13 protein-coding genes are annotated in these 12,991 nt (G+C 57.1%); 2 read left to right on the top strand and 11 right to left on the bottom strand.

All coding sequences use genetic code 11. The features are described 5' to 3' along the window. Positions 1-23: 23 nt before the first annotated feature. Positions 24-293, bottom strand: coding sequence for a DUF2790 domain-containing protein (locus tag HXW87_RS16535; protein ID WP_182401309.1), 270 nt, complete (start codon positions 291-293; stop codon positions 24-26). 489 nt (positions 294-782) lie between these two features. Between HXW87_RS16535 and HXW87_RS16540 the strand changes: the two genes are divergently transcribed. Then, positions 783-1,079 (top strand): hypothetical protein, encoded by a 297-nt coding sequence (locus tag HXW87_RS16540; RefSeq protein WP_166495844.1) that lies wholly within the window; start codon positions 783-785, stop codon positions 1,077-1,079. Positions 1,080-1,125: 46 nt separating this feature from the next. Here the strand turns inward: HXW87_RS16540 and HXW87_RS16545 are convergent, their stop codons facing one another. From HXW87_RS16545 to HXW87_RS16575, 7 genes are all read right to left on the bottom strand, one after another. Beyond that, positions 1,126-1,575 carry a DUF3304 domain-containing protein gene (locus HXW87_RS16545; protein WP_182401307.1) on the bottom strand — a complete coding sequence of 150 codons (450 nt, stop codon included), beginning with the start codon at positions 1,573-1,575 and terminating at the stop codon, positions 1,126-1,128. Continuing rightward, the gene (locus HXW87_RS16550; protein WP_239776664.1) at positions 1,572-1,928 is read right to left on the bottom strand and encodes a DUF3304 domain-containing protein; all 357 of its coding nucleotides are present in this window, start codon (positions 1,926-1,928) and stop codon (positions 1,572-1,574) included. The genes HXW87_RS16545 and HXW87_RS16550 overlap by 4 nt, the downstream gene beginning before the upstream one ends. A gap of 211 nt (positions 1,929-2,139) precedes the next feature. Beyond that, on the bottom strand, positions 2,140-2,544 hold the full coding sequence (locus HXW87_RS16555; protein WP_239776666.1) for a DUF3304 domain-containing protein: 405 nt from the start codon (positions 2,542-2,544) through the stop codon (positions 2,140-2,142). Positions 2,545-2,679: 135 nt separating this feature from the next. Beyond that, the gene (locus HXW87_RS16560; protein ID WP_182401305.1) at positions 2,680-4,503 is read right to left on the bottom strand and encodes a DUF2235 domain-containing protein; all 1,824 of its coding nucleotides are present in this window, start codon (positions 4,501-4,503) and stop codon (positions 2,680-2,682) included. Further along, positions 4,500-4,991 carry a DUF3304 domain-containing protein gene (locus tag HXW87_RS16565; RefSeq protein ID WP_239776668.1) on the bottom strand — a complete coding sequence of 164 codons (492 nt, stop codon included), beginning with the start codon at positions 4,989-4,991 and terminating at the stop codon, positions 4,500-4,502. Before HXW87_RS16565 ends, HXW87_RS16560 begins: the two co-directional genes overlap by 4 nt. Before the next feature lie 90 nt (positions 4,992-5,081). Next, a complete protein-coding gene (locus HXW87_RS16570) occupies positions 5,082-5,975 on the bottom strand; it encodes a DUF4123 domain-containing protein (protein WP_182401303.1) in 894 nt (297 codons plus the stop codon). Continuing rightward, the gene (locus tag HXW87_RS16575; RefSeq protein WP_239776670.1) at positions 5,921-8,014 is read right to left on the bottom strand and encodes a type VI secretion system tip protein VgrG; all 2,094 of its coding nucleotides are present in this window, start codon (positions 8,012-8,014) and stop codon (positions 5,921-5,923) included. Before HXW87_RS16575 ends, HXW87_RS16570 begins: the two co-directional genes overlap by 55 nt. A 374-nt stretch (positions 8,015-8,388) precedes the next feature. On the opposite strand from HXW87_RS16575, the gene HXW87_RS16580 reads away from it, so the two are divergent. Then, on the top strand, positions 8,389-9,690 hold the full coding sequence (locus HXW87_RS16580) for an OprD family porin (protein ID WP_239776672.1): 1,302 nt from the start codon (positions 8,389-8,391) through the stop codon (positions 9,688-9,690). A gap of 111 nt (positions 9,691-9,801) precedes the next feature. Here the strand turns inward: HXW87_RS16580 and HXW87_RS16585 are convergent, their stop codons facing one another. Genes HXW87_RS16585 through xylB form a run of 3 tightly spaced genes read right to left on the bottom strand, consistent with a single transcriptional unit; the run spans position 9,802 to position 12,913 of the window. Then, positions 9,802-10,422: a lipoprotein gene (locus HXW87_RS16585; RefSeq protein ID WP_041064347.1), complete on the bottom strand. Its 621-nt coding sequence runs from the start codon at positions 10,420-10,422 to the stop codon at positions 9,802-9,804. A gap of 42 nt (positions 10,423-10,464) precedes the next feature. Then, a complete protein-coding gene (locus HXW87_RS16590) occupies positions 10,465-11,403 on the bottom strand; it encodes a carbohydrate kinase (RefSeq protein WP_239776674.1) in 939 nt (312 codons plus the stop codon). Positions 11,404-11,416: 13 nt separating this feature from the next. Then, complete coding sequence (gene xylB, locus HXW87_RS16595) at positions 11,417-12,913, bottom strand: xylulokinase (protein ID WP_239776675.1); 1,497 nt, start codon at positions 12,911-12,913, stop codon at positions 11,417-11,419. Between the last annotated feature and the right edge of the window lie 78 nt (positions 12,914-12,991).

Genomic DNA, 12,991 nt, shown 5'->3' on the forward strand with positions numbered 1-12,991 from the left:
AAGCCGCAAATCAGAGCCTTCTGTCAGTTCTGGAAGTTGCAAGCGTCAGACATTTTCCGATAGGTGATTTCCGCCGGCTTGCCGGCATTGTCGATGTACTTCATGTCAGCGGTGATGACCTTGCACTGCTGAGTCTGTGGCTCGGTCAGCGAGATCACTTTGTTCACATGCAACGGCATGCCGTACTGGTAGGGAACGGGCTTGGTCGTAGCGGTGGTGTCATTGGCCTGAGCCAGCCCGGCGAACGCGCTGCAGGCGAGGGCGGAGGTGAGCAATAGCGTGCGAATGTTCATGAATCAGACTCCCGTGCGACGGAATAAACGTTCGGCGCCATACGGCCGAACCTGCCGCACTTGGCGCCAGCCAGGGGCTGAGGTGTGCGGTTCAGTAAAGTCTTGGACTGCGGCGTTAAGCGATGGTTAACCGGGCTGAACGCCGGCTGTCTGGCAGAGGGATGATTTCTCGGGGATGCGGTGCCGATTCCTACAAGGGGTGATGCCTTGTCTGCTTTCGGCGGCGGGAGCGGGGCGGTTATGGTTTGGCGTCGCTGCAAAATCAGCGATTCGGGTTTGGTCACCTGAGAATAATCGATTGCATATGTGCCATTATTTGCACCGCGGAGTTCTTTGACCGTGTAGTGCATTGCTGTGGTGGCCGTGTGCAGGACGCCTTCGGGCGAGCTGAGTTGATTGTTCTCGGTTGACCAAGCCTGTACACGGTCCGCCTCCCATCGTTTGGTCACGGTGCTGGCGGGTTACTTTCGAAACAATCGAGTAATCAATATGCTTACACCAAATCCGCTCCCAAGCCGTTATCACCCGCTCAACAGCGGCGTCACCGACAGCGCGCCAATGGTCATCGACACCCAAGCCAACCCCCAAGACATCCTCGAGTCCGCCGTCCAGCGCATCCGCGCCTGCAGCGACCTGCTCGAAACCCTGCACTGCATGTGCTTCCGGCATGGCGATGTTCAGGACATTCCACACATTACCCATGCACTGTACCTGCTGGCGCAGGACGGCAATGATTTGCTGCAGGTGGCGCAGCAGCAGATGCTGGATTGGAAGGCGCCGGTTTGATGAGGTAAATATAGACACGGGTAGGGAGTGAGACTCGGCCCGTGTGTTAACGCATCAAAGCTTCCGTTCGGAGAGGTAGCGTATCCAGCATTTTGGCTGCCCACACCAACTCAATCCGATTGTTCGGCAGGAAGTAGACATGCAACGTGTCATCTCCCGGGCTTCGTTCAGGCAAAGCCACTTGAGTTTCGTGCCTTTCAATTTTCATTCCCTGATTTTCTTGAGCTTGAGACATGCTCAGAATCCAGACAACTTTTGCAGATTCACCGCTTATGCTCCAGCAGCAAGTTACACCTCCGTTACCACCCCATTGGTCGTTAACCCAATAACTCCCGATAGGTCGTTCCGTGTAGTTGTGAGAGGTGAGGGCTGCACCTGGCGTACGGACTCGATCATGAATAAGGGGGATCGAAAAGGCCGCCAGCAGCATCCCCACGCTGACCAATATTTTTGTACGACGCCACTGTCTGGGGCTCGCTAAGTCACGAACTCTCATTGCGCCCCTATGCTTCCAGCATTTTTATTGGATGGTCGCGTTTCAAATGGGCTAAAAAGATCCGGACTCCAGCCCAGACGTACCTTATTGCCAGGATCGAACCGAACGTGCAGATACTGGTCTTCTGACTGACGTTTTGGTAACGGAAGCTCAATTTCATGACGCTCTTCTATGGCACCTTGTAATTGCTGTTGCCGAGTCATGTCCAAGATCCAGATGATTTTGGCTGTCTCACCTCCGAAGCGAGTGCAGCACATGATTCCTCCGCCACTCATGGCGTATAAATTCCCACCCCAAAAATCGTTGACCCAGAAGCTAAATATCGGGCGCTCCATATAGTTTTCCGAGGTCATCATTGCACCTGGAGTTCGAAGCAGGCCGAGTATTTTCGGGGCGGCGTAGCAAAGCAGTAAGGCCAACACAGCTAGAGCTATTCGTCTCCGTCGGTATGTTCGTTTTCGGCGTGCGTCCGTAGCAATATCAATCAATTGCAAAAATCCAAAGGCTAAAATTATATTCCTGCGTCTGCAACGCATTTCTCCATCAATTATGAACACTAATGAATCAATGGCCCGTTTCATCTAAAGCAGCATCAAATGGGTTGTCCAGATTTGGACTCCATTTCAACTCAACAACATTGCCGGGTATAAAACGCACATGCAGATACCGATCGGTGCGTTTTTGTTGAGGTAGAGGCAATATCGCCTCATGCTCTTCTTGCCTCAGTCCCTGCTCGAACTGTTCGCCCGTAATGCTAAGGATCCATTTGACCCGAACCGTTTTTCCCTCAATTCTTTGGCAGCACGTAATTCCACCGCCGCCCATTGCGGACAAATTGCCACCCCAAAAATCATTGACCCAAAAACTGAAAATCGGTCGATCCGTGTAGTTCTCCGATGTCAGCATGGCGCCGGGTGTCCGAAGTAACCCCAGAATTTTCGGGGCGGCGTAGATGAATATCAAAGCCACCAAAGCCAGGACTATCTGTCTTCGTCGCCAGGCTCTGCGCCGGCGTGCGTCCGCAGCAATATCTATCAAGCGAATGAAGTCCCAACCAAGAGAGCGATGCCCAGACTTTGAGCCCGCGATGAGTTTTGCCTTGCTTTAGGTCGATGCACCTGAAGACTCCGCTGAAGGTTTGCGCATCATCTGCTCCAGATAGTCAGGGGCCATCCCCTTGGTTTTATTCAGGCTCGGCATGTCGAATTCCCGAACGCGGAAATACTTCGGTATTGGAGCACCCGTGCCTTTAGGTATCTGTTGGATCATGTATTGATCGTTTACGTAAAATTCGAGCAGATCTTCCACGTCGAAGCTGAGACCTTTTGGGACGGGAGCGAACCACTCGTCCAACAGCGCTTTTACTGGGGCGGAAGGGAAGCTGGTTTTCAATCTCCAGGCTTCCCGATCTACGTCTTCAAGCCAGCTGAGTTCGGCACGAAGGGCGGCCTTACCTTGTTGCGTTTGCTTGAGCGCTTGATCGCGTTTTGCTGCTTGCGCCTCGCTTTCGCTGCTCATCCCGAACGCACGGGCGATTGATCCTTGCTTGCCCAGAATGGGGCGTTGAAGGCGCTCTTCCTCGTCGTCGTAAGCTTTGTGCTGGCCCCGATACAATTCCCACAGGCCCCGCAACCTTTGAATGTATAAACGTCGGTGAGCCAAAAAGCTTTCAGCGGAGACTTTCTTGTTACCTGCATTGCTCATGTAATTTTTGCTTGCACCAATAGCGCTGGTGCCATTGATATGATCATTGAGAACAAAATATTCTGCCGCGTCCGCATCAGCTTCATGCAGTTCATTTAGAGAAAGAAATGGCACTCCGGCGCGATAAGCAGCTTGGTACATCTCGTGTAGGCTCACCAATTGAAGCTCGGTGCTATGAGGGACTTCTCGTTTTTTTAACCCGCCTCCAACGTCATAACTTGTGCCTGGTACCAACCGTTCTTCCCATTTCGGGGTCGAAGTGCCGGTTCCGATCAGTCTAGAGCGTCGGGAGTCTTGACATTCGTGTGCAGCCACGAGGTGGAGGGCAGACTTAACTGGGCCTGCCAGACATTCTCCATCATCGACAGTATTTACGAATGGGACCAAGTATTCCAGGACGATGGAGCTTTCGCCGCTTCGATCCACAGAGTCGAACAAGCCGGCAAAAATAACTTCAAGTTTGACACCTTTAAGAGTGGTCGTGCCAGGATCGCACTCTTCAAACAGCTTATGAATAAATGCACGGGACAAGCTTGCGCCGAAATCAAACCCAAAAACTGAAATTGCCACACGCTTAACAGGGACGCCCGTCTTGGCTTTTGTTGACTCGAGGGTATCTTCAACAACTTTAAATGCAGCTTCAAGCCGTGTGTCAACACCTGTTTTCAGGTAAGTCGCTGTTATTTCGTTATCGCGCGTAATTGCGAAAATATCAAACGCTGCTGGTGCGGCAGCTTTGATCGCGCCTGTAATGATGTTGCCGACCTTGAGGTTGTTAAGTAAGGCTTCCCACCATTTTTTACCTGTCAGAACATCTTTGACAGCATCTAATGGGCTGTTCTTTGCTGTGTCTTCAGGCGATTTGACTGCGCTATCCATAGCTTTGCTCAAAGCGCCATCCAGCCCTGCGCCGCTCAATTCGGCACCACCGCCAAGCGTGGAGTCAAACTCCGTGGCCAAGCCGGATATGTAAAACCTTCTAATTACTTCAGCCGTTTCGGTTTTTTTCTTCTTGTCATCGGGATGAGCGATGAATAAGCGGGCTACGTTGCTCAGGCAGTTTTCCTTGAGGTCACTAATTAAATTTCGACCGAACCCATCAAAGAAAAAGCTTAAATGTAATGTTGTTTCGCAAGGCAAAACTGATTTTTTTTGACCCGCTTCGCAGGCACTTGCCTTTGTACTTATTGACTGCGCGCGATCCAGGTTATCGGTGCCACTCATTTTCTGCCTCCTTGCGCTGTATTGCTTTCCAAATCAGGGACTTCGTCGAATGGACTGATAAGGTTGGGGCTCCACTTTAGTTCCACGATGTTGCCAGGAAGAAAGCGGACATGAAGATAGACGTCATTTCGCTTGCGCTCAGGAAGAGGTAATGTTCGCTGATGCTCTTCTTTTTTTACTCCCTGACGGAGTTGCTCTCCGGTACGGCTGAGAATCCAGGTGACTTTAACAGTAGGACCCTCGATCCTCTGACAGCACATTACTCCGCCGCCACCCATTGCAAATAAATTGCCTCCCCAGAAGTCGTTTATCCAAAAGCTGAGAATGGGGCGATCCATATAGTTTTCAGACGTCAACATCGCGCCCGGTGTACGAAACTGGTTATAAAGATACGAACCTATAAAAGGCATCAGTAATACGAATATCCCGATGGCAAGATTGCGGCGTCGCCAGATTTTTTGCCGCTTGGTATTCATGGCCATGGTCATTTACGAAAATCCTTCATCCAGCAATGCATCTTGAATATTCAAAAAGTGTGGGACAAACAGAATGACTGATTTGCAGGTTCATCACCCAACTCACTCCGACAACTCTCTCAACACCACCCCAAGCGGCAGCTTCTCTCCAACCGCTCGCGCTTTGGCCTTTTCCCACATCGGCCAGTTTCCTGGGAATTCGCGATCCATCAGTTGCAGGCTGGCAAACAGGCTGACGTCTTCGGGGTCGGTCAAACCTTCTCCGCGGCCCGCGTCCAACGCTTCTTTGACCTGTTTCAGCCGTGCACCGTGGCAGGTGCTGCTGAATACTTCCGGCGCTTCTTTTTCCAGTTCGGTGGTGAGGCTGTAGGGCAGGGGATCAATCTCCATGTCCGTCCACAGCTTGCCATCCAGAAAGATCGGGTCGTATTTGCCGGGTTGTTCGAGGTTGAGTCCTTTCAGACACTCCCATTGATCCTCTTCTGCGGGCACCCACCATTCTTGAAGTGGGCCAAAGAGCCACGCATGCCACGAAAGATCGTCACGGGCGTACAGCATCGGCAGCACTTCCGGTGCGTAACTGCGGATCATCAGCACTTCGCCCGCCTCATTTTTTGCCAATAACGCATCACTCAGATGAGCGGCGAGCTTGTCGGCGGAACACTCGGTGCGAATCCAACTGGCCATGGCGGTACAGCCAGTAAAGTATTCGTGAGCGAGAAAAGCCTCGAATTCCATATGACTGACGTCGACCAGCCACGGGCCGTAGTTGCGCAGTTCGGCGAACTCCGGTTGCACCATCAAGGGTCGGCGTGACGGGTCAGCATTGAGAAACTGCAACCGGGCGGGTTCTGCCAGCAGACCGATTTCAACGATGGCGAATAGCGACTGAGCGTTCTTTTGCGCTTCGCTCCAAGCGTTCGCGGCATCACTCTTCGTCATCAATTGGCCCCCGACTGCAGCGCCAGTTTTTCTCGCATGGCTTTCTTCAAGCATTCAATGCAGATGCCTTTAGGTGCCTGGAGCTTAGGCGTTGTCGCCAACGATTCAGCCTGCATCATTTGATTGATGCGGGTTTGCATCAGACGTCCGGCGTTATCGATGGCCGCGAGGCCAGGAATGAACGGTGCGAGGATCTGGATGCCGGTCCCCGTGCCAGGCGCACCACCGGTATTCACCTTCACCTCAGCCCCGCTGATGGTCACTCCACCGGCATCGACCTTCACAAAGCTCCCGCCCGCCTTGGCCGTGAGTTCCATACCTCCCTCAACCACCACCTTGTCACCCGCGTGATAGTGAATCTCGGTCCCAGCCTCGACAAACTGCGCCGTACCGACTTTCACATGCTGCGTCACGCCCACCGTCAGGTGATCGTCCGCGCGCATTTCACTGATGCGATCCAGATGGGTAATCCGGTGTTCCTCAACCTTGAATTCGCTCAGGGTGTTGGCCTCAACCGTGTCATGCCGCTCATTGCCCACACGAATCTTCTGGTCGTGCTCGATGTTCTCATCCCAATCGCGCTGGGCATGGATGTAGATCTGCTCCACCCCCTTTTTGTCTTCAATCCGAAACTCGTTGTAGCCCTTGCCGCCCGGGGAGCTGAGGGTTTTGAAGGTGCTGCGGGTCTTGTTTGCCGGCAGGTCGTAGGGGACGACGTTTTCCTTGTGGTACAGGCAGCCGGTGACGAGTGGCTGGTCGGGGTCGCCTTCGAGGAAGGTGACGAGGACTTCCATGCCGATGCGCGGGATGGCGATGCCACCGTAGGCCGCGCCGGCCCAGCCGCTGGCGACGCGTAGCCAGCAGGTGGTTTTGTCGTCGGACTGGCCGTCGCGGTCCCAGTGGAACTGGACTTTGATGCGGCCGTACGGGTCGCAGTGGATCTCTTCGCCGGCCGGGCCGGTGACCACCGCGGTCTGGCTGCCGAGGACTTTGGGTTTCGGGTGTTCGAGGGCTGGGCGGTAGTGCGCGTCCCACGGGGTGGCGAGGAAGCTGTTGCGGTAGCCCTGGTGAAAATCGCTTTTGTTGTCGGTGACATCGCTGGTGACGTTTTCACCGAGCACTTGCGGTTGTTTGCCTTCGTGGAAGACTTCCAGCAGCAGCCACAAGTCGTTCCATTCAGCGCGCGGGTGTTCGGCCAGGGTCAGGAAGTGGCCGCTGGTCAGGGTCGGTTCGTCACCCTTGCCTTCGGCGAGTTTGTAGTCGCTGCGATGGCGTTCCAGGGCGCGGGTCGAGAGGAATTTGCCGCGCTCGCGGGTGGTGAAGCGCCCGGGGTAATCGTAGTCCTCAAGGTCCGGGGCGAACTCGGATTTGACCGCGCCTTCGGGCAGGATCTTCGGTTTTTCGAAGTCGTAGTCGCGGCGGCTGACGCGGGTGGTGCGGGTTTCCAGGCGCAGGTTGAAGCGTTTGATCACCGGTTTGTCGGCGCTCATGCCGGAGTCTTGCTGGTAGCTCACGGCCTTGAGTTTGCGGAACACCGTCTGGTCGTCGCCGAACACCAGTTTGTGCCCGCTGCTGCTGTGCTGGAAGTGGAAGTGAATGCCTTCCTCTTCGCACAGGCGCTGGATGAAATGCAGGTCGGACTCGTCGTACTGCACGCAGTAATCGCGCGGCGGGTACTCGGCGTTGAGCTGGAAGCTGTAGGCGTCGGCCAGGATGCCGCGATCTTCGAGGACCTGGGCAATGATCTTCGGCACCGTGAGGTTCTGGAAAATCTGCTGGTCATGGTTGTGCCGCAGATAGGCCAGTTGCGGCACCAGGCTGATGCTGTAGCGGGTCAGGGTCTTGCCGGAATCGCCTTGTTCGATGCGATACACCAGGCCGTGGATCTTGCCTTCGCCGGTGGCGCCGAAGGTCAGGACGCCGGGCTTGTGCAGCAGCTCTTCGAGTTTCAGGTCGGGGCGGGCGCTGACCAGTTCGAGGTCGAAACGGAAAGGCTCGTTGAGGGCTTCGCGACCGGTGAAGCTGAGCACTTGCAGGTCGGCGGAGGCGCCTTCGAGGGTAAGGGTAATGTGGGTAGCGTTGGCGTCCAGCATGCCTTGAATTCCGTCCATTGAATAAGCAGGTGACGGATGATGGAGGATTAGACCGCCTCGTTCAAGGCGCAAATGCCGTAGGCGCCGGAGCTGCGACGTATAGGGAGAACCCTTAGATCGGTGTTTCGAGCCAATGAAAACGCGGGTTGCGCCGTTCTGAAGGAGCCGGCAATGCGTGGTTCAGAGCGGTCTAGTGCTTGAGAATCGCCAGTCAGTTTCAGACTAAAGTCGCCTTCAGGCCGTCAAAGCCATCTGCCATCATTGTCGCTCACCCCTGCGTGTCCACTTCTTCCCGGCGGTTTCTGACCCGGGACGGGAGCTATTTTTCTGGCTGACTGCGCCCTGGCGCAAACGCTGTACTGTTGGAGTTTTTCATGCGTCCCCCATTCCCTCTCATCACCCCGCGCCAGTCGTTTGGCTTCGGCGCCGCTGTGCTGTGCGCCGGTTTTGCCGCGCAGGTTCAGGCCAGCGGTTTTCTCGAAGACACCAAGGCGAAAATCGAATCGCGCACGGTGTATTTCAACCGCGATTTCCGTGATGGGCACACTTCCAGCGACCAGGGCGCTTCCAAGCGTGAAGAGTCGGCGCAAGGCTTTATTCTCAATCTGCAATCGGGTTACACCGAGGGCACGGTCGGCTTCGGTATTGATGCGTTGGGCATGCTCGGTTTTCAGCTCGATTCCAGCCCTGATCGCAGCAACAGCGGCTTGCTGCCGTCCAGCGGCGAGAACCCGCGCGGCTCGAAGGGCCAGTACGCGAAGATGGGCCTGACCGCCAAGGTCAAGGTCTCGGACACGGTGTTGAAGTACGGCGCGCTGCTGCCGGATCTGCCGCTGCTCAAGTACAACGACGGTCGTCTGCTGCCGACCATGTTCAACGGCGCCATGCTGACCTCTAAGGAAGTGAAGGATCTGACCTTCATGGCCGCGCGTCTGGACAAGTACACCGCGCGCGATTCCACTGATTCGCAAGACATCCGCGTGCACTGCAAGAACAAGCGCTACGCCTGTAACACCACCGCCGACCATTTCGACATGTACGGCATCGATTACAAGATCAACGATCGCCTGACCGCGCAGTATCACTACGCGGAACTGGAAGACATCTATCGCCAGCACTTTGTGGGGATGTTGGCTAACCAGCCGCTGGGTGACGGTGTGCTGAAGGCCGATGTGCGTTTGCTGAAAAGCGCCGACAGCGGTGATGCCAAGGCCGGCTCCATCGACAACCGCGCGTTGAGCGGCATGCTCTCGTACGGCATCAGCGGCCACACGTTCAGCGCCGGCTGGCAGCGCATGAACGGCGACAACTCGATGCCGTACCTCGATGGCAGCAATCCGTATCTGGTCAACTACGTGCAGGTCAACGACTTCGCCGCGGCGCAGGAACGCTCCTGGCAGCTGCGTTATGACTATGACTTCAAAGCCATCGGCATCAACGGCCTGAGTTTCCTGACCCGTTATGTCAACGGTGACCACATCAAAGTCCCGAGCAGCGATCAGGAAGGCAAAGAGTGGGAACGCGACAGCGAGCTGAAGTACGTGGTCCAGACGGGCACGTTCAAGGATGTCAGCCTGCGTCTGCGCAATGCGACTTACCGCACCAACTATGAGAAATTTGCGCGGGATGTGGATGAGACCCGGTTGATTGTGAGCTACAACTTCTCCGTCCTGTAAACCTCGCCCCCTGTAGGAGCTGCCGAAGGCTGCGATCTTTTGATTTTGTTTTTTACAATCAAAATCAAAAGATCGCAGCCTGCGGCAGCTCCTACAGGGATCTTCGGCGGCCTACAGCCAATGCCAGAACCGGCTCCAGAAGCCGCGATTCAGATCTTCCTTGCACCCGGCATACTGCCGCGCATACACGTCGGAACGCGCCTGCACCTTGCGCGCAGTCGGCATCAGCCAGGCCTTGCTGGCGTAGGTCTTGTTGCGGAAACCGCCCCAGCCTTCGTGGTAATTCAGGTACTGGTTGTAGGCGTCGTATTTGTACACGCCGTTGATTGAGGTGGTCTTGTCCATGTACCAGCCGACGAAGTCGATGGCGTCGTCGAAGTCTTCGCGGTCGGCCCAGTTGCGTCCGGTACTCTTCTGGTAGTCGGCCCAGACTTCATCCTTGGCCTGGGCATAGCCGGCGGCCGTCGACACCCGGCCCCACGGAATCACCCACAACAGGTATTTGCGCGGCGTCTTGGCGTCGTAGCGGTAGCCGGACTCCTGATACATGATCGCGAAGGGCACCTGGATCGGCACGCCCCAGCGCTTTTGCGTGACTTGCGCGGCGTCGTACCAGTCGCTTTTTTCGCGGAAGATTTCGCAGATGTCTTCCGGCGAACGCGGTGGCGAGGTGCCGCAGCCGCTGAGTAATCCCGCCAGTATCAAAAGTCCCGCCGTCCGCCCCGACATCAAACCGTCATCCCCATGCGCGCAAAAGGGCGACAGTCTACGCGCTCAGCTCAACTGGTGACGATAGGGCAAATCCGGACCGGTCTTGCTGCACGTCAGGGCGGCCGCCTGTACGGCGAACCTGAGCATCGCGTCGATCTGCTCGCGATCGAGTTCCCGAACCCCTTCGACCGAGTCCAGCCCCTGCTCGGTCAGCCATGTGATCAGCGCCGCCTGGAAGGTATCGCCGGCGCCAACGGTATCGGCGATCTTCACCGAGCACGCCCGTACTGACCACGAACCATGAACGCGGCTGAACACCGTTGCGCCTTCGCCGCCACGGGTCAGGAACACCAACTGGCAGCGATGCTGCAGCCAGCCTTCGATCACGCGTTGTGGATCCTTTTCGGGATACAACAGGCTCAGGTCTTCGTCGCTGACCTTGATCATGTCGGCCAGTTGCACCAGCGTCGCCACGCGCTCGCGCCACAGGTCGATGTTCGGTTCCGGGTTGAGGCGCACGTTGGGGTCGAGGGTGATTAACCGCTTGCCGCTTTCACGCTGCACCAGCGTCAGCAAAGTGTCGGCGATCGGCTGCACCACCAGCGAGAACGAGCCGATGTGCAGGCCGCGTACTTCGGTGCTCAACTGCGGCAGATGGGCGAGGCTCAACTGGCGATCAGCACAGCCCTCGCCACGAAAACTGTAGTGCGGCGACCCGTTGGCACCGACCGCGACCATCGCCAGCGTGGTTGGCGCAGCGAAGTCGACCAGGTAGTCCGCCCGCACACCTTCATCCCGCAGCACTTGCTGCAAACGTCGACCGAGGTAGTCGGTGGACAGCCCGGCAAACAACGCCGAGTCCACCCCCAAACGGCGCAAGCCGACCGCGACGTTGAACGGCGAGCCGCCGGCAATCGCCTTGAAATTCACTTTCGAGGCCAGACCGCTGGCATCGTCTTCGCTGAAAAAATCGAACAGGGCTTCGCCACACACCAAATACATGATTGTTTGCTCTTTATAGGGTTGCGACATGCTGTTGATAGCGTTCATAGGCCTGCTGGAACGCCGCGACATGGGCGGCAACCGGCAGGGTTTCACTGTGCAGATCGAGCTTTACGCAGCGCTGGCACAGATCGGCCAGCGTGTCTTCGTGGCCGTTCAACCAGGACTTGCACCACGCCGCCTGAATCGCCGCGCCGAGGGCTGCGGCTTCACTGTGTTCGGTGCAGATCACCGGGGTGTTCATGATGTCGGCGACGATCTGCCGCCACACCGCACTTTTCGAGCCGCCGCCGATCAGGCAAATGCTGCGGCTTTGTAAACCATTGTGGCGCAACAGATCCAGTCCATAACGCAAACCGAAGGTCGTACCCTCGACCACGGCGCGACACAGATTGGCCTGGGTCAGGTTGCTCAGGGTCAGGCCGTGCAGGCTGCCGGTGGCATGGGGCAGGGCGGGAACGCGTTCGCCGTTGAGGAACGGCAGCATGCTCACGCCTTCCGCGCCTATGGGCGCCTGGGCCACGAGTTGATTGAACTGCTCCAGGTCGAGGTTGAACAGTTCGCGGATTGCGCCGGTGGCGTTGGTCAGGTTCATGGTGCAGATCAGCGGCAACCAGCCGCCGCTGGATGAGCAGAACGTCGCGACCGAAGCATCCGCGCTGACCTGCGGCGCCTCGGCGTAGGCGTACACAGTGCCGGAGGAACCGAGGCTCATGGTGATCGCTCCCGGCTGAATATTGCCGGTGCCGATGGCGCCCATCATGTTGTCGCCACCGCCGCTGGCGACCACTGCGTTCGGGTTGAGGCCCAACTGCTCGGCAATCGCTGGCAGCAGCGTGCCTACCGCCTGATGCGCGTCGATCAGCTCCGGCAATGCCGCTTGCAGGCGACCGGTGGGGTCAATGTCACGCAGCAACTGCAAGTCCCACTGGCGGCTGCGCACGTTGAAATAGCCGGTGCCGGAAGCGTCGCCGTACTCGCTGCAGGCGCGCCCGGTGAGCCAGAAATTCAGGTAATCGTGGGGCAGCAGAATCCGCGCAATACGTGAGAACACCTCCGGGTGTTGTTCTTTGGTCCACAGCAGTTTCGACACGGTGTAGCCCGGCGCGATGACCACGCCGAGGCGCTCCAGCGCGCCTTGTTCACCGCCGAGGTGTTTGAGCAGGCGCTCGTTTTCTTCCGTGGTTTCGGTGTCGCACCACAGCTTGGCCGGGCGCAGCACCTGGCCCTGATCGTCGAGCAGCACCAGGCCGTGTTGCTGGCCGGAGACACCGATGCCGAGGATCGCCTGCCCGTCGACATTGGCCGCGAGCAAGGCGCGGCGGGTGGCGAGGGCGAAGGCGTCGAGCCACTGTCGGGTGTCCTGCTCGCGCCGGCCGTTGGCGCCGCTGATCATCGTGTGCGTGGCGGCGCCTTCGCCGAGTACCTGACCGCTGGCCGCATCGAGGATGATCGCCTTGGTGCCCTGGGTGCCGCAGTCGATGCCGAGGAAGAGTTGTCGGGTGGTCACAGTGAGGTCCTCAGGGTGTCAGGTGAGTCAAGGTGAAGCCAATCGCTGGCAAGCCAGCTCCCACAGGTTCTCGTTTGT

Origin of the sequence: Pseudomonas sp. Y5-11, assembly GCF_022368695.1 — a bacterium.
Lineage (GTDB): Bacteria > Pseudomonadota > Gammaproteobacteria > Pseudomonadales > Pseudomonadaceae > Aquipseudomonas > Aquipseudomonas parakoreensis.